17 protein-coding genes are annotated in these 14,467 nt (G+C 74.0%); 8 read left to right on the top strand and 9 right to left on the bottom strand.

Annotated features, from left to right (window positions below):
• Positions 1-3: 3 nt before the first annotated feature.
• Positions 4-684 carry a helix-turn-helix transcriptional regulator gene (locus tag R2E43_RS35010; protein WP_003978037.1) on the bottom strand — a complete coding sequence of 227 codons (681 nt, stop codon included), beginning with the start codon at positions 682-684 and terminating at the stop codon, positions 4-6.
• Between the two features lie 106 nt (positions 685-790).
• Here R2E43_RS35010 and R2E43_RS35005 point away from each other — a divergent pair, with 106 nt between their 5' ends.
• The 4 genes from R2E43_RS35005 (at position 791) to R2E43_RS34990 (ending at position 3,968) form a co-directional block, all read left to right on the top strand.
• Positions 791-1,231, top strand: a complete 441-nt coding sequence (locus R2E43_RS35005; protein ID WP_003978036.1) for a GntR family transcriptional regulator — start codon at positions 791-793, stop codon at positions 1,229-1,231.
• The gene (locus tag R2E43_RS35000; RefSeq protein ID WP_003978035.1) at positions 1,228-2,118 is read left to right on the top strand and encodes an ATP-binding cassette domain-containing protein; all 891 of its coding nucleotides are present in this window, start codon (positions 1,228-1,230) and stop codon (positions 2,116-2,118) included. The genes R2E43_RS35005 and R2E43_RS35000 overlap by 4 nt, the downstream gene beginning before the upstream one ends.
• Positions 2,115-3,071 (top strand): transporter, encoded by a 957-nt coding sequence (locus tag R2E43_RS34995; protein ID WP_003978034.1) that lies wholly within the window; start codon positions 2,115-2,117, stop codon positions 3,069-3,071. The genes R2E43_RS35000 and R2E43_RS34995 overlap by 4 nt, the downstream gene beginning before the upstream one ends.
• A gap of 96 nt (positions 3,072-3,167) precedes the next feature.
• Positions 3,168-3,968 carry a class I SAM-dependent methyltransferase gene (locus R2E43_RS34990; RefSeq protein ID WP_003978033.1) on the top strand — a complete coding sequence of 267 codons (801 nt, stop codon included), beginning with the start codon at positions 3,168-3,170 and terminating at the stop codon, positions 3,966-3,968.
• A gap of 44 nt (positions 3,969-4,012) precedes the next feature.
• Here the strand turns inward: R2E43_RS34990 and R2E43_RS34985 are convergent, their stop codons facing one another.
• A complete protein-coding gene (locus R2E43_RS34985; protein WP_038535289.1) occupies positions 4,013-4,318 on the bottom strand; it encodes a hypothetical protein in 306 nt (101 codons plus the stop codon).
• Between the two features lie 145 nt (positions 4,319-4,463).
• On the opposite strand from R2E43_RS34985, the gene R2E43_RS34980 reads away from it, so the two are divergent.
• Positions 4,464-6,125 carry an alkaline phosphatase D family protein gene (locus R2E43_RS34980; RefSeq protein WP_003978031.1) on the top strand — a complete coding sequence of 554 codons (1,662 nt, stop codon included), beginning with the start codon at positions 4,464-4,466 and terminating at the stop codon, positions 6,123-6,125.
• Between the two features lie 201 nt (positions 6,126-6,326).
• Complete coding sequence (locus R2E43_RS34975) at positions 6,327-7,703, top strand: alpha-lytic protease prodomain-containing protein (protein WP_011027377.1); 1,377 nt, start codon at positions 6,327-6,329, stop codon at positions 7,701-7,703.
• Positions 7,704-7,764: 61 nt separating this feature from the next.
• On the opposite strand, the gene R2E43_RS34970 is transcribed toward R2E43_RS34975, so the two are convergent.
• From R2E43_RS34970 to R2E43_RS34940, 7 genes are all read right to left on the bottom strand, one after another.
• Positions 7,765-8,844, bottom strand: coding sequence for a serine hydrolase domain-containing protein (locus R2E43_RS34970; protein ID WP_003978029.1), 1,080 nt, complete (start codon positions 8,842-8,844; stop codon positions 7,765-7,767).
• Entirely contained in the window at positions 8,841-9,761 is a 921-nt protein-coding gene (locus R2E43_RS34965; protein ID WP_003978028.1) for a DUF6895 family protein, read from the bottom strand. Before R2E43_RS34965 ends, R2E43_RS34970 begins: the two co-directional genes overlap by 4 nt.
• Positions 9,758-10,723 (bottom strand): DUF6895 family protein, encoded by a 966-nt coding sequence (locus R2E43_RS34960; protein WP_003978027.1) that lies wholly within the window; start codon positions 10,721-10,723, stop codon positions 9,758-9,760. Before R2E43_RS34960 ends, R2E43_RS34965 begins: the two co-directional genes overlap by 4 nt.
• On the bottom strand, positions 10,720-11,430 hold the full coding sequence (locus R2E43_RS34955) for a hypothetical protein (RefSeq protein ID WP_011027379.1): 711 nt from the start codon (positions 11,428-11,430) through the stop codon (positions 10,720-10,722). Before R2E43_RS34955 ends, R2E43_RS34960 begins: the two co-directional genes overlap by 4 nt.
• A gap of 20 nt (positions 11,431-11,450) precedes the next feature.
• Complete coding sequence (locus tag R2E43_RS34950; protein ID WP_003978025.1) at positions 11,451-11,639, bottom strand: hypothetical protein; 189 nt, start codon at positions 11,637-11,639, stop codon at positions 11,451-11,453.
• A gap of 94 nt (positions 11,640-11,733) precedes the next feature.
• On the bottom strand, positions 11,734-12,384 hold the full coding sequence (locus R2E43_RS34945) for a class I SAM-dependent methyltransferase (protein ID WP_193484503.1): 651 nt from the start codon (positions 12,382-12,384) through the stop codon (positions 11,734-11,736).
• Between the two features lie 139 nt (positions 12,385-12,523).
• Positions 12,524-13,525, bottom strand: coding sequence for a mechanosensitive ion channel family protein (locus tag R2E43_RS34940; protein WP_003978023.1), 1,002 nt, complete (start codon positions 13,523-13,525; stop codon positions 12,524-12,526).
• Between the two features lie 142 nt (positions 13,526-13,667).
• Between R2E43_RS34940 and R2E43_RS34935 the strand changes: the two genes are divergently transcribed.
• Both R2E43_RS34935 and R2E43_RS34930 read left to right on the top strand, forming a co-directional pair.
• Positions 13,668-13,868 carry a hypothetical protein gene (locus R2E43_RS34935; protein ID WP_193484505.1) on the top strand — a complete coding sequence of 67 codons (201 nt, stop codon included), beginning with the start codon at positions 13,668-13,670 and terminating at the stop codon, positions 13,866-13,868.
• Positions 13,869-14,037: 169 nt separating this feature from the next.
• A complete protein-coding gene (locus R2E43_RS34930; protein WP_332056959.1) occupies positions 14,038-14,463 on the top strand; it encodes a PPOX class F420-dependent oxidoreductase in 426 nt (141 codons plus the stop codon).
• Positions 14,464-14,467: the final 4 nt, after the last annotated feature.

Below are 14,467 nucleotides of genomic sequence, written 5' to 3'. Positions count from 1 at the left end.
TCCTCAGGGGGTGTCGGCGGCCGGGCCGGTGTCGGCGCGGGCCTGGGAGAGGTAGTGGTAGGCGGAGGCGCGGGAGATGCCGAGCCGGGTGGCGACGTGCTCGACCGAGCGGCGTACGGCGAACACTCCGCGCCCGTCGAGGTCGCGGAACAGCTGCAGCCGCCGGTCCCGGTCCAGCGCCGCCCAACTGGTGTCGCGGCGCAGCGGGTGGGCGTCCACGATGGCGTCGACCACGGCGTCGATGTCGTCGCCGAAGGTGGTCGCCGGTACCTGGGCGGGGGCGCGGGCGGTCCCGGCGAGGGCGCCGAGGAGGGCGTGGGCGCGGTCGACGGCGGTGACGTCCAGGTTGACGCACAGGGCTCCGAACACGGCGCCCGTGGAGTCGCGCAGCACCATGGTGGAGGACTTGAGCAGAGTGCCGTCGGCCGTGCGGGTGACGTAGTTCAGCTCGTCGTGCGCCTCGTCGCCGCGGGCCAGCACGCGCATGCCGATCTCGCTCATCGCCCCGCCCACCGTCCGCCCGGTCACCGCCCCGGCGACGGCCACGACCGAGCGCTCGGGGCACCGGTAGTCGTGCAGCACCGCCTCGCAGACCGGTCCGAACGTCGCGGCGATCCCCTCGACGACGGGGCGCAGCGCGGCGAGGACGGCGTCGCGTTCGGCGTCCAGTGCGGGTTCGTTCATGCGACTCAGACTACACGTCCAGTCACTGGACGTGGAGTCCAAGGAGGGCGCCGTTTGACATCGGGACGGGATCTGATCATGCTTCTACTAATGAATTAATGAAAGCATGGAAGGTGACGTGGTCGAGTACCGGATCGATCGACAGAGCGGCATCCCGGCCTATGTGCAGATCGTGCGGCAGACCGAGCAGGCACTCCGGATGGGTGTGCTGCGGGTCGGGGACAAACTCCCGACCGCCAAGGAGGTCGTCGCCGCCACCGCCATCAACCCCAACACCGTGTTCCGGGCGTACCGCGACATGGAGCAGGCGGGCCTGGTCCGCTCGCGGCGCGGGCTCGGCACCTTCGTGACCCGGTCGCTGGCGCGGCCCGGCGCGGAGGACGACTCGCCCCTGCGGGCGGACGTCGCCGGATGGGTGGCACGGGCCCTGGCGGCCGGGCTGGAGCGGGACGACGTACTCGCCCTGGTCACGGCGGCCCTCGACGAGCACGACGAGCGACACGAGCACGACCCGGGCGACCGGGGACGGAAACAGGAGGACGCATGACCGGGCCTGACGAGCCCGCCGCGCTGCACGCCACGGACCTCGGGTTCCGCTACCGGGCCCGCGGCGACCGGGCGCTGCGGGACTGCGGGTTCACGGTGCCGCGCGGCCGCATCACGGCCCTGGTCGGCCGCAACGGCGCCGGCAAGAGCACGCTGCTGCACCTGGCCGGCGGGCTGCTGAACCCCACGCACGGGCGCATACGGGTGCTGGGCTCCGCGCCGGGCACCGCCGCGGCCCGCACCCGGGTGGCCCTGCTGACCCAGGACAGGCCGCTCTACCCGCGCTTCACCGTGGCCGACACCCTCCGCATGGGTGGCAAGCTGAACCCCTCGTGGGACCGGTCGGTCGCCGAGCGGGTCGTGCGCGAGGGCGACATCGCCCCGACGGCCAGGGTGGGCGAGCTGTCGCCGGGCCGGCGCACCCGCGTGGCGCTCGCCCTGGCCCTCGGCAAACGGCCGGACCTGCTCCTGCTGGACGAACCGCTCGCCGACCTCGACCCGGTGGTGCGCGCCGAGATCATGGCGACGCTGATGGCCGAGGCGGCGGAGCGCGAGGTCAGCATCGTGATGTCCTCGCACGTCCTGCCCGATCTGGAGCAGACCTGCGACTGGGTGCTGCTGCTGCGGGCCGGCCGGGTGGAGCTGAGCGAAGACGCCGACGCGCTCCGCGAGGGCCACACGCTGCTCACGGGGCACGTCGACGAGGAGCCGGCGCTGCGGGAGCACACCGTGGTGCGGCGCCGTACGCACGGGCGACAGCTGACCGCCCTGGTGCGCCCGCGGGGCCCGGTCGGCGGCGACTGGCACGTCGAGCGGCCCGGCCTGGAGGAGATCCTGCTCGGACACCTCCAGGAAGGTGCCGCGGCCGAGAACGGGGAGGCGGCGTGAAGGGCACGCTGTGGCTGGCCTGGCGCCAGCAACGGGCACTGATCGTCTGCGGCGCCGCGGTCCTGCTGGCCGCCGCCGCGCTCGCCGCGTACTCCCGCGCCGGCATGGTCGACGACCTGCGCAGCGGGCTGTTCGACGGCTGCGACCCCGGGCCGCTGTACTGCACCCGGGCGCCGGACGGACTGCCCCGGTTCCTGGACGTCGAGCCGCTCCGGCTGCTCGGCGCGCTCAACATCGCGCTGCCCGCCCTGGTCGGCATGTTCTGGGGCGCGCCGCTGCTGGGCCGCGACCGGGAGCTGGGCACCCACCGGATGGTCCTGACCCAGGGCGTCGGCCGGGCCCAGTGGTTCGCGTCCCGGTTCGCGCTGGCCGCGCTCGGCACCGTGATGCTGTCCGGCGCGCTGGCCCTGCTGTTCCGATGGTGGTGGGAGCCCGCGGCCAACCGCAGCTACGGCCTGTTCTGGTACGAGGCCACCGCGCTGACCGGCTCCGGGCCCTCCCTGGTCGCCGCCGCGCTGTTCGGGCTGGCGGTGGGCACCCTCGCCGGTCTGCTCACGCGCCGGGTGCTGTCCGCGATGGCCTGGACGCTGCTGGTCACCGGCGTGGTGGCGGTGGCGGTGCAGTGGACGCACCGGGCCCGCCTGCTGGTTCCGCCGCACCGGTACGTCAGCGACGGCTGGCAGCCCAAGGAGCCGATGGGCGACAAGTGGTCCACCGGGCACTACGGCCTGATCACCGGTTCCGGCCGCCGGGACTCCGCGCTGGAGTGCGCCTCCCCCTCCGGGCGGGAACTGCGGGAGTGCATGACGCGGCACGGGTATGTCTCCCGCTACTACGAGGCCAATCCGGCCGGCGACTACTGGAGCTTCCAGTGGACCGACACGGCGCTGCTCGGCGGCCTCGCCCTCGTCCTCGTCCTCGTCACGGTCCTCCTGCTGCGCCGCCGGGTCTGACACCGCGGCCGGCACCGCCCACTGCCCGAGTCCGCCGCCCGAGTCCCCCTGCCCGAGTCCCCCTGCCCGAGTCCCTCGTACGGAGGTCGTCCCCCCATGTCCAAGGACGCCAAGTCCCCGAAGAAGCTGCGCAGCAACCGCGCCGCGCTCACGCACAAGGTCGGGTACGCGCTGCGCCACCCCGAGCGCGTCGGCCCCTACGTCCGCCGGGCCGGCCGGGACGCGTGGCTGCGGGTCAAGCACCCCGACCACGTCGGCTACTACCGGGCGGTGATGGCCTCCGACGCCCGGCGCAGTCCCGAGGCCGCGGTCGGCAGCCGGACGCACGACCGCTGGCTGGCGCTCGGGCAGATGCAGTTCGACTACCTGGTCGAGCACGGACTGCGCCCCGGGCACCGGATGCTCGACATCGGCTGCGGCAACCTGCGCGGCGGGTGGCGGTTCATCGACCACCTCGACAGCGGCCACTACTACGGCGTCGACATCTCGCCGGACATCCTGATCGCCGCCAAGAAGACCCTGACCGAGCGCGGACTCCAGGCCAAGCTGCCCCACCTGACCATCACCGGGGACCTGCGGCTGGAGTTCCTGCCCGACGACCACTTCGACGTCGTCCACGCGCACAGCGTCTTCTCCCACTCGCCGCTGAACGTCATCGACGAGTGCCTGGCGCACGTCGGGCGCGTCCTGACGGACACCGGGTTCTTCGACTTCACCTTCGACCGGACGGAGGGCACCGAGCACCAGGTGCTCCGCGAGGACTTCTACTACCGCACGGACACGCTGCTCACCCTGGCCGCCCAGCACAACCTGCACGCGCGGTTCATGGAGGACTGGGAGAAGCGGCCGCACGGCCAGTCCAAGATCCGGGTGAGCCGCTCACCGCTGCCGTCGTAGACGGCCGATCCCGTGGCCCGGGGGCCGGACGGTTCGTCCGGCCCCTACGGGCGCGGGTCGACCCGCCGCCAGGCGGGCCGCGAGTCCGCGCCCCGGCGGCCGGCCGCCGCGGCGCAGCGCGGGCAGACCCGGCGGACGGCGTCGGCGGCGCCCCCGGACTCGGGCAGCACGTCGGTCCAGGCGACCGCCGGGAACCGGGAGAGCCGCGAGCGGTGGAGGGACAGGCCGCACACGGTCTCGTTCCTGCCCGGCTCCCGGGCGTGCACCTCGCCGGCCGGCAGCCAGCGGCGGTCGTCCTCGTCCCACCAGCGGCCCGAGGCCGCCACCTCGTAGCGCCGGGTCCTGGCCATGGCTCCCGGGTGCCCCGGAGGGACCGCGCCCACACGCGCGTACCTCCTCCTGTGTGATCACTCCGCAAGCCCTGCCCGTTCAGGGCGTTTTGTCTGCTTAACATGCGGGGTCCGCGCATCGCCCCGCTGTACGAGAGGACACCAGATGGCGCCCACGGGCCGACCCAGCGCACTGGCCGAGCACGCCTTCTCCCCCCACGACGCCGTGCTGGGCGCCGCCGCCCGGCACCTCGGCCGAAGGCGCTTCCTCACCGTGACCGCGGCCGCCGCCGCGCTCGCCTTCTCCACCAACCTCCCGGCCCGCGGCGCGGTCGCCGCGCCCGAACGCACCGCCCGGATCAGCAAGGATCCCTTCACCCTCGGTGTCGCCTCCGGCGACCCGCTGCCGGACTCGGTGCTGCTGTGGACCAGGCTGGCCCCCGAGCCGTTCCTGGAGGACGGCGGGATGGGCACGGATCGGGTCACCGTCGAGTGGGAGGTGGCCTTGGACGAGTACTTCGCGGGTGTCCTGTTCCGGGGGACCGCCGACGCCCACGCCGAGTACAACCACAGCGTCCACGTCGACGTGAAGGGCCTGACGCCCGGGACCGTCTACTACTACCGCTTCCGCGCCGGTGCCTGGCTCAGCCCGGCGGGCCGCACCCGCACCGCTCCGGCGGCGGGCAGCGCCACCTCGTCGCTGAAGCTCGCGGCGGTCGCCTGCCAGGCCTACATGGACGGCTACTACACCGTGCTCCGCCACGTCGCCCAGGACGACGTGGACGTGGTGTTCCACCTCGGCGACTACCTGTACGAGTACGCGGTGAACTCCGAGGGCGGGGAGCGCCGGTACACCGACGTCACCCTGCCCGACGTCTTCAACCGCGAGACGATGACCCTCGCCGACTACCGGCTGCGCTACTCGCTCTACAAGACCGACGAGGACCTGCGGGCCGCGCACGCCCGGCATCCGTTCGTCGTCGCCTGGGACGATCACGAGACCGAGAACAACTACGCGGGCAGCACCCCGGAGAACGACATCCCGCCGTCCGAGTTCCTGCTGCGCCGGGCCGCCGCGTACCGCGCGTACTGGGAGAACCAGCCGCTGCGCGCCGCCCAGCTGCCGCAGGGTCCCGACGCCCGGCTGTACCGCCGGCTGCACTGGGGCACGCTCGCCCAGTTCGACATCCTGGACACCCGCCAGTACCGCTCCGACCAGGCCTACGACGACCGGCCGCACGCCCCCGGCGCCGAGTCGGACGATCCGGCGCGCACCATCACCGGCGCCGAGCAGGAACAGTGGCTGCTCGACGGCTGGAAGGGCTCGACCGCGCTGTGGAACGTGATGCCCCAGCAGGTGTGCTTCTCCCAGCGCAAGTTCGACGTGACCGCCGACGCCGCGCTCTCCATGGACGCCTGGGACGGCTACCGGGCCTCGCGCGGAAGGGTGGTCGCCGGCGCGAAGGCCGCCGGGGTCGACAACTGGCTGATCCTCACCGGCGACGTGCACGTGGGCTACGCCCTCGACGTCAAGGAGGACTTCGACGACCCGGCGTCCGCCACGGTCGGCACCGAGGTCACCTGCACCTCGGTGGCCAGCGGCCGGGACGGCGTGGAGAAGCCCGCCAACTGGGACCTGTTCATGCAGGCCAACCCGCACATGAAGTTCTACAACGGCAAGCGCGGCTACGTCCGGGCCGAACTCGGCCGGCAGGCCACCCGCCTCGACTTCAAGACGGTCTCCGCCATCAGCACGCCCGGCGCCGCGGTGACCACGGCCGCGTCCTTCGTCACCGAGGCGGGCGAGCCGGGCCTGAAGCCCGCCTGATCCGGGCCCGCCGCGCCGGGAGGGCGTCCGCGTACTGCACATGGCACCCCCGGCGTCCCCCATCGCGCGAAACAGTCCGGGGTCGGGCTTCGCCGCGGATCTTTGCGGCAAGGCCTGTGACTTCGCCGCAGGCGCACCGTGATCCACGGTCGCCCACCGAACCCCCGCTGTCTCGCACAGCGCCCGAAGGAGGCACATCGCATGGTCGGCAGACACGCCGCGCGCAGCCGCCGCGCAGCCCTCACCGCGCTCGGCGCCCTGGTTCTGACCGCACTCCCCTCGGCCGCCTCGGCGGCGCCGCCGCCCGTCCCCGGACCGCGGCCCGCCGTGGCCCGCACGCCCGACGCCGCCACCGCGCCGGCGCGCATGCTGAGCGCGATGGAGCGCGACCTGAGGCTGGCGCCCGGACAGGCCGCGGCCCGGCTGGTCAACGAGGCGGAGGCGGGCACCCGCGCGGGCATGCTGCGCAACACGCTGGGCGACCGCTTCGCCGGTGCCTGGGTGAGCGGGGCGACCTCCGCCGAGCTGACCGTCGCCACCACCGACGCGGCGGACACCGCGGCCATCGAGGCGCAGGGAGCCAAGGCGGCCGTCGTGGGCCGGAACCTCGCCGAACTGCGCGCGGTCAAGGAGAAGCTGGACGCCGCCGCCGTCCGCACCCGGACCCGGCAGACGCCGGTCTGGTACGTCGACGTGAAGACCAACCGGGTCACGGTCCAGGCGACCGGCGCGTCGGCCGCGGCCGCCTTCGTCGAGGCCGCCGGTGTGCCGGCCGCGGACGTGGGCGTCCGCGTCTCGCCGGACCAGCCGCGGGTGCTGGAGGACCTGGTCGGCGGCGACGCCTACTACATCGACGACCAGGCCCGCTGCTCCATCGGCTTCTCCGTCACCAAGGACGACCAGGAGGGCTTCGCCACGGCCGGGCACTGCGGCGACCCGGGCGCCACCACCACCGGGTACAACGAGGCCGACCAGGGCACCTTCCAGGCCTCCACCTTCCCCGGCAAGGACATGGCCTGGGTGGGCGTCAACTCCGACTGGACCGCCACGCCGGACGTGAAGGCCGAGGGCGGCGAGAAGATCCAGCTCGCCGGGTCGGTGGAGGCGCTCGTGGGTGCCTCGGTGTGCCGTTCCGGTTCGACCACGGGGTGGCACTGCGGCACGATCCAGCAGCACGACACGAGTGTCACCTACCCGGAGGGCACCGTCGACGGGCTGACCGAGACCACGGTGTGCGCCGAACCCGGCGACTCCGGCGGCCCCTTCGTGTCGGGCGTCCAGGCGCAGGGCACCACGTCCGGCGGCTCCGGCGACTGCACCAACGGCGGGACCACCTTCTACCAGCCGGTCAATCCGCTGCTCAGCGACTTCGGCCTCACTCTGAAGACCACCTCCGCCGCGACTCAGACGCCCGCGCCGCAGGACAACGCGGCGGCGGACGCGTGGACCGCGGGCCGGGTCTACGAGGTCGGCACCACCGTCTCCTACGACGGCGTGCGCTACCGCTGCCTGCAGAGCCATCAGGCCCAGGGCGTCGGGTCACCGGCGAGCGTCCCGGCCCTGTGGCAGCGGGTCTGACGGACAGTCGTCCGGCGCGGGTCCGCCCGAAGCGGCCCGCGCCGGCCCGTGTCCCGGCGGGCTATCCCTCGGCGAGGAGCGCGTAGCCGGTGGCGATGAACGGGTCCCGGGCGCGGAATCTGCGGGTGCACACGGCGGCCAGGGCCGTGTCCGTGTCGGGCCGGAAGCCCAGGAACGCCTGCTGGCCCAGGGTGGCACCGCTGTGGAAGTACATCGGCCCGCCGTCCGTGGGGTGCCGGAACCACCCCACCGTGTGCACGTGCCGGTGTCCCAGCCCCCGTCGGAGCACCGGCACCCGCACCGCTCGCAGCGCGCCGGCGGCCGGTGAGCGGTCCGGGTCCAGGTGCGCCTCGAGGAAGGTGAGCAGGTCGTTGGGGGTGGACCGGACGGCTCCGGCGGCCTGGAAGCCGCCCGCGTCGAAGGGCGGCACGGGGGTGCGGCCGTCCTTGCGGTGGCCCACGGCGTCGGTCTCGGGGCCTTCCGCCCGCAGGGCGGTGCCGCTGAGGCCGAGGGCGCGCAGCACCTGTCCGGTGATCAGGTCCTCCCAGGCGGTGCCGGTGGTGGCGGCGAGGGCGTGGCCGAGCACGGAGACGCCGTAGTTGGAGTAGTGCCAGCGGGTACCGGGGCGGTGCTTGGGCTCGTGGCGCAGAAAGGCGTCGGTCAGCCGCTCGGCCGGGTAGCGGGCGTAGGGGTTGGTGTGCCAGGCGGGCAGCCCCCGGCGCAGGAAGCCGGCCGGCAGGGCGGGCAGTCCCGAGGTGTGGGTGATCAGGTGGGCGAGCGTCACGGGGTGCGGGCCGGGCGTCCTGCCGGGGTCCAGACAGCCTGCGGCCGGCTCCGCGCCGGTGACCACGCCGCGCCGGATCAGGCGCGTCAGCAGCAGCGCGGCGAACGTCTTGGACGCCGACCCGATCTCGTAGCGCAGGTCCTCGCGGGGTACGGCGGGCGGCGGGGCGGTGCCGCCCGCGCACAGGGTGCGGCGGCCGCGCCTCGAGACGGCGAGGACGACGTCGGGCGCGTCACAGGCGTGCACGGCCTCGGTCAGCCGCTCGCGCAGCGCCCTCTCGTCGCCCGGTGCCTGCTGCGGCGGGGCGGCCTCCTCGGTGGCGGGGACCCCCGGCCAGGGCGTGCGAGGGCCCGTCACGACGCGGTGTGCGCCAGCTCGGCGAGGGCGCGGGAGGTGGCCAGCAGGGAGGCGAAGGCGGCGACCAGCGTCGGGTGGTACACCACGTCGAACACCGTGTCGGGATCGCCCTCGGGCATCGTGCGTACGGCGGGCATGGCGCCGTCGGGCTGCTGCGCGGCGGCGAAGCCCCGCCAGGCCGCCTCGTCCAGGGCGGGCCGGGGCAGGCAGGCGTCCACGACGAGGAGTTCGCCGAGCAGGTCCCAGCGTTGCAGGTCCAGCCAGTCGTCGATCCACACCGGGAGCCAGGTGGCGAGGTAGTCGGCCACGCCGGGCGGCAGACCGCCCGGGTTCTCGCCCCAGTCGGTGAGGTGGAAGACGGTGTGGGTGATGTCGTAGGCGGTGTGGCCCTCGACCGTCCACGGCTCGGGGGTGCCGGCCAGCCATGTGCTGGGGACCAGGTCGGCCTCGGGCGGTCGCGCGGTCAGGCCGAAGCGGCGCTGGAAGGCGGACAGGCCCAGGCGCCGGGTCGGGGTCACCGGGAGGCGCGCCCAGCTGTCCAGCCGGTGGTTGAGGACCGTGGCGTGTTCGATCTCGGGCTGGCTGTGGCCCAGCTCCTTGAACGGCAGGTAGACCTCGAAGGGGACCGGCGAGAAGGGTTCGACGCGCTGGGCGCGCACCAGCATGCGGCCGCCGTCCAGGGTCTCGCGCCAGGTGTGGTCGAGCAGTTGGCGCGCGAGCTGGGCCTGCCGGGAACCCGCCACGCCCTCGCGGAAGAGCACCGTGCAGATCAGGGCGAGTTCGCCGATCGGCTTGAAGCGTTCGAGGAAGCCGATCTCGGGGTCCACGTCCGGCTCCAGGCGGAATCCGTCGCGGTGGGCCCACAGCCACTCCAGGGCATCGGCTCCGACGCGGTGGATCAGGCGGGTGTCCGTCATCCCGGCGCTCCTTGTCCGGCGTGTTGGGCCGCGTGCCGCATCTTCGGCGGGGGTGCCGTGGCCGCCGTGGTGAGTGCCGCCGCGAAGGCGGCCATCAGGGTGGAGTGGTAGCAGTCGGTGAAGTCGTAGGGGTCCGGCCCCGGGTCCGCTCCGGCGGCATCCTGGGCGGCTCCCTCCTCGGGGATCGCGCCGGACCCGGCCTGGGCGGCGGCGACCCGCTGCCAGGCGTCCTCCAGGACCGCCCCTTCCGGCGGGCGCGGCAGACTCGCCGCGACGGCGAGCAACTCGCAACTCAGGTCCCACATCCGGGCGTCCAGGCAGGTGTCGAGCCAGGGCGGCAGCCAGTGCAGCAGGTAGCCCGCCAGCCGGGCCGGCACTCCCCCGGGCGCGCGCCCCCAGTCGGTCAGGTGGAAGACGACGTGGGTGAGCGCGTAACCGGCCGCGCGTTCGAAGGTCCACGGTTCCGGCAGGCCGCCCAGCCAGGTGCGGTCCAATGCCTGCGGCACGTCCCCGTGCGGGTCGATGCCGCTGCGCCGCTCGGCCTCCAGCACGCCGAGGCGGCGGGTGGGGTACTGCTCGGTGAGCCGCCAGCCGCGGGTGCGGGTCAGCACCGCCGCGGACGCCTCGTAGCCGGGGTGCCTCAGCCCGGCCGAGGCGAAGGCCGCGTAGACCTCCAGCGGATAGGTGGCGAAGGGCTCCAGCGACTGCATGAGCGGGAAGAGTTCGCCCCGGTGGGTCTGCTGCCAGGCGAAGTCCAGCAGTTCGGACACGCGGGTGTGCAGCGGGTCCCCGGGCGGGGTGCACCGGGAGACGGAGGCGCAGACCTGGGTCAGCTCCCCCAGGGGCTTCCAGGTGCGGTTGACCTGGCCGTCGGCCGCCAGCGCGTCGTCACCGAGCGCGAAGCGGTCGCGGTGGGTCCACACCCAGTCCAGTGCGGCCGCCTCGACGTCGCGGACGCTCACAGCAGGACCCCGGCCGGCATCAGCCGGGCCGCCTCCAGTTGCAGGGCCACCCGCGGGTCCGAGCCGCCCATGAGGCGTACGAAGTCCAGTCCGGCCTCCAGGCCCAGGGTGTCGGGCACCCCGTCCAGGAGGGTGAGCCAGCGCCCGGCACCGGCGGCCTGCTGCCAGTCGCGGCGGCGCACCGCCCGCACGAAGCCGCGGGCCACGTCCACGGGACGGCCGCGTGCCACACGGGTCACGGCGCACTCCTCGCCGGGCAGCGCGAGCGGTGCCAGGACGGCGAGCTGGTGGGTCAGGAACTGCCAGCCGGCGTCCTCGAGCCAGCGGGCGTCGGGTTCACCGCCCGGCTCGTCGGTGAGCGGGACGTCCACGGGCGGTCCGGTCCGGCGCAGGGCGCGGGCCATGGCCCAGTGGCTCCACACGACGGTGGGCGCCGCGTCGGCGCGCGGCGGATGGGCCGCCACGGCGTCCTTGAACACGGCGAGTTGTCCGGGATCGGGCGGAACGCGCAGCAGAACGCTGGGCAGCAGGATGTCGGCGCCCAGGACGCGTACCGCCGCGCGGGCGACGCCCTCGCCGGTGCCGCCTGCCGTCAGGGTGCTGTTCCCCGCTCGCACGTGGTCTCCGCTCCGAAGAGCGGAGACCACGTCGGAAGCGAGGTCAAGCACCGTTCCCTGCAGGAGGGCCGATGTGCTCGACTGCTCCATGTCACTCTCCCGTCGGTCCGTCAACCCTTCTTCGGGCGCGGGGTCGGGGGCGAGAGCAGGAGGCTGGTGCCTCCGGACTGCAGGGCGAGTGCGGCGCACTCGCGGCTGTCGCGGAAGACTCCGTCGGGCTCGGCGGGGTCGAGTGCCGCGTCGATGTCGATGTTCTCGGTGCGGGTGACTTCCTCGAGCACCTTGTCCTTGGAAGGCATTTCACCATCTCCCTCTGGTAGCCAAATGGCCTTCACATCCAAGGGTGTCCGATAAGTCCCAGAACATGCCTCTCTTCACAAAATTCTCAGGAGGTCACTCATTCAACGAAACCGCGCGCTTCAGCCGCCACACGTGGTCCTCACGGAAGCCTTCGGTGCCGTCGGGCGCGACGCTCGGCCGACGGGCGGTCCGCCGGGTCTCGACACTCCACTCCCCCTCGGGCAGGGCGAGTTCGGCAAGGACGCCGTCCAGGGTGGGGAAGGCGGCGTCGAAGGGCGGTTCGGTCTGCCAGGAGGGCCAGCCGGCGTGCATGACGACCAGCAGGGCGCCGCCCGGCGCCACGGCCCGTGCGGCGGCGCGCAGCACCGCCTGCTGGTCGAGCGCGACCGGGGATTGCAGGTAGTGGGCGCTCACCAGGTCGAAGGAGCCCTCGGGGAAGGAGGGTCCCAGCTCGTGGCGCTCCCAGAGCACGCGGTCGCCCACCCCGGCCCCGTCGGCGTGCCCGGCGGCGCGTTCGAGTGCGGTGGCGGAGATGTCCACGCCGGTGACCCGCCAGCCGCGCGAGGCCAGCCACACGGCGTCCGCCCCCTCGCCGCAGCCGAGGTCGAGCGCGGTGCCGGGGGCGAGTCCACCCGCCTCCTGGACCAGCAACTCGTTGGGGCGGCCGCTCCACACGCGGCCGGTGTCGCGGTAGCGGGCTTCCCAGAACTCCGCGGCGGGAGCCGGCGCGGGGATGTCGGTCATGGTGCCTCCTGGGGCGGGCGCGGTCGTCTGCTCGGCGGGGCGCGAGAACGCGCGTCCCGTGTGCAGGCTGCCCCGGCCGGTCAGGAGGCGCCAAAGATGTTTGCCGGATCGGCAAATCCGGCGCCCACGGGCGTCCCCGTCAGCCCGTGAGCGCCTCCCGCCCGCCCTCGGCGGCGTCGGTGCGCACCCACACCGCATGCCGCGGGAAGGGGATCTCGACGCCCGCGTCGTCGAGCGCCTCCTTGACCCGGCGGCGCAGTTCGCGGGTGACGCCCCACTGCTGGAGCGGCACCGTCTTGACGGCGAGGCGCACCAGCATGCCGTCGGCGTCCAGGGACTGCACGCCCCACACCGCCGGGTCCTCCAGCAGGACGTCCGCGAAGTCCGGCTCCTCGCGCAGCGCGCGGCCGGTGTCCTCCAGGACGCGGTAGACGGTGTCGAGGTTCGCGTCGTGGGACACGGCGACGTCCAGGACGGCGCGGGCCCACTCCTGGCTGTCGTTGCGGACGCGCAGGATCTCGCCGTTGCGGATGTGCCACAGGCCGCCGTTGAGGTCGCGGACGTGGGTGAGGCGCAGGCCGACGTGCTCCACCTCGCCGACGGCCTCGCCGAGGTCGACCGAGTCGCCCACGCCGTACTGGTCCTCGACCATGATGAGCAGCCCGGACAGGTAGTCCGCGACCAGGCTCTGGGCGCCGAAACCGATGGCCAGGCCGACCACTCCGGCGCTGGCCAGCAGCGGGCCGAGGGCGATGCCGACCTGGTCGAGCACCATGGCCACGCCGACCATGAACAGCACGATGGTGACGGCGCTGCTGAGCACCGAGCCGATGGTGCGGGCCCGCTGTTCCCGGCGTTGCCTCGCCCGGGACCGGTCGCGGTGCAGGACGGCGGCGCCGCGGGACGGCCTGCGGGGGCGGCTGCGTTCGCTCTCGCCCGCCGACGGTTCCAGGACCCGCTGGACGACCCGGGTGATGGCCCGCTTGGCCACCGCGCGCAGCACGAGCAGAATCACGACGATGAGCGCGATGCGCAGCGGTATCCCGATCAGTGCCGTGGTGTGCTCGCCGACCCAGTCCGACCACGAGCCCGCCAGTTGCGGGTTCGTGGCCGGTTCGGCGGGCGGGGAGGTGTGCGACATCGGCTCGGCTGCTCCGTTCCTCGGGGGCGTCTTGTCCGTCGTCGGAGCCGCCTACCCAACCGCCGCGCGAACATGACGGCTTTCACCGGCGCCCGTCGGGGCACCCGCCCGGCGTCGTCCCTCGGTGGAAGGGGTCCCGGGCGTGGTCACCGTTGCCGTCCTGCTGCTGCCCACACTGGGTCTGCTGTTGTTCACCATGACGTATCTGGAGGACCGGCTGTTCGGTGATCCGGACCCGCCCCGGCACGCCCGGCGCCGGCATCTGCGTCTGCTCCCGGGCGGCGGGAGCGGCGCGGACCGCAGGACCGGCGCGGGCCGGGCGTCCGACCGCGACGCCGCCTGACGCCGCTCTCCGGCGCGCCGGAGAACCTGCGGGTCGGCGCGCGCCGGAGAACCTGCGGGTCGGCGAACCGGCAGGCCGCCCCGCCGCACGCACCCCGCCGAGCGGCGGGGCGGCCCGCCGGGCGATGCTGGTGCACACGGGACACACGTGGCACGGCCGAGGAGAGCGGATGGACACCGGGGAACAGCACGACGCGGACGACGAGTTCGTCCGGTTCTGGCAGGAGCGCCGGGTGTGCTTCCTGTCGACGCGGCGGGCCGACGGCACGCCGCACCTGGTCCCGGTCGGGGTGACGTACGACCACGCCACCCGCACGGCGCGGGTGATCACGAGCCGGGACACCGCGAAGGCGCGCAACGTGCGGCGGGCCGCCGGGGCGGTCGTCGCCGTGGGCCAGGTGGACGGCCGGCGCTGGTCCACGCTGGAGGGCGTGGCCCGTGTGCGCGACGACACCGGGGCGGTCCGCGACGCGGAGACCCGCTACGCGGCCCGCTACCGGCAGCCCCGGGCGAACCCGGAGCGGGTCGTCATCGAGATCGACGTACGGCGCTTCCTCGGCACCGTCCGCCCGTCGGAGCGGCGTCCGCAGGCGTGACGGC

This window comes from Streptomyces violaceoruber, from assembly GCF_033406955.1.
Taxonomy (GTDB): Bacteria; Actinomycetota; Actinomycetes; order Streptomycetales; family Streptomycetaceae; genus Streptomyces; species Streptomyces violaceoruber.
Note: the sequence above shows the minus strand (reverse complement) of the source record. Positions and strands in the feature narration are given on the sequence as shown.

Bases quoted from the DNA above. Each gene is read 5' to 3' on its own strand.
- R2E43_RS34975 (WP_011027377.1), top strand. From the start codon at position 6,327: ATGGTCGGCAGACACGCCGCGCGCAGCCGCCGCGCAGCCCTCACCGCG.
- R2E43_RS34930 (WP_332056959.1), top strand. From the start codon at position 14,038: ATGGACACCGGGGAACAGCACGACGCGGACGACGAGTTCGTCCGGTTC.
- R2E43_RS34955 (WP_011027379.1), bottom strand. From the start codon at position 11,430: ATGGAGCAGTCGAGCACATCGGCCCTCCTGCAGGGAACGGTGCTTGAC.
- R2E43_RS35000 (WP_003978035.1), top strand. From the start codon at position 1,228: ATGACCGGGCCTGACGAGCCCGCCGCGCTGCACGCCACGGACCTCGGG.
- R2E43_RS34950 (WP_003978025.1), bottom strand. From the start codon at position 11,639: ATGCCTTCCAAGGACAAGGTGCTCGAGGAAGTCACCCGCACCGAGAAC.
- R2E43_RS34990 (WP_003978033.1), top strand. From the start codon at position 3,168: ATGTCCAAGGACGCCAAGTCCCCGAAGAAGCTGCGCAGCAACCGCGCC.
- R2E43_RS34940 (WP_003978023.1), bottom strand. From the start codon at position 13,525: ATGTCGCACACCTCCCCGCCCGCCGAACCGGCCACGAACCCGCAACTG.
- R2E43_RS35005 (WP_003978036.1), top strand. From the start codon at position 791: ATGGAAGGTGACGTGGTCGAGTACCGGATCGATCGACAGAGCGGCATC.
- R2E43_RS34945 (WP_193484503.1), bottom strand. From the start codon at position 12,384: ATGACCGACATCCCCGCGCCGGCTCCCGCCGCGGAGTTCTGGGAAGCC.
- R2E43_RS34980 (WP_003978031.1), top strand. From the start codon at position 4,464: ATGGCGCCCACGGGCCGACCCAGCGCACTGGCCGAGCACGCCTTCTCC.
- R2E43_RS34985 (WP_038535289.1), bottom strand. From the start codon at position 4,318: ATGGCCAGGACCCGGCGCTACGAGGTGGCGGCCTCGGGCCGCTGGTGG.
- R2E43_RS35010 (WP_003978037.1), bottom strand. From the start codon at position 684: ATGAACGAACCCGCACTGGACGCCGAACGCGACGCCGTCCTCGCCGCG.
- R2E43_RS34965 (WP_003978028.1), bottom strand. From the start codon at position 9,761: ATGACGGACACCCGCCTGATCCACCGCGTCGGAGCCGATGCCCTGGAG.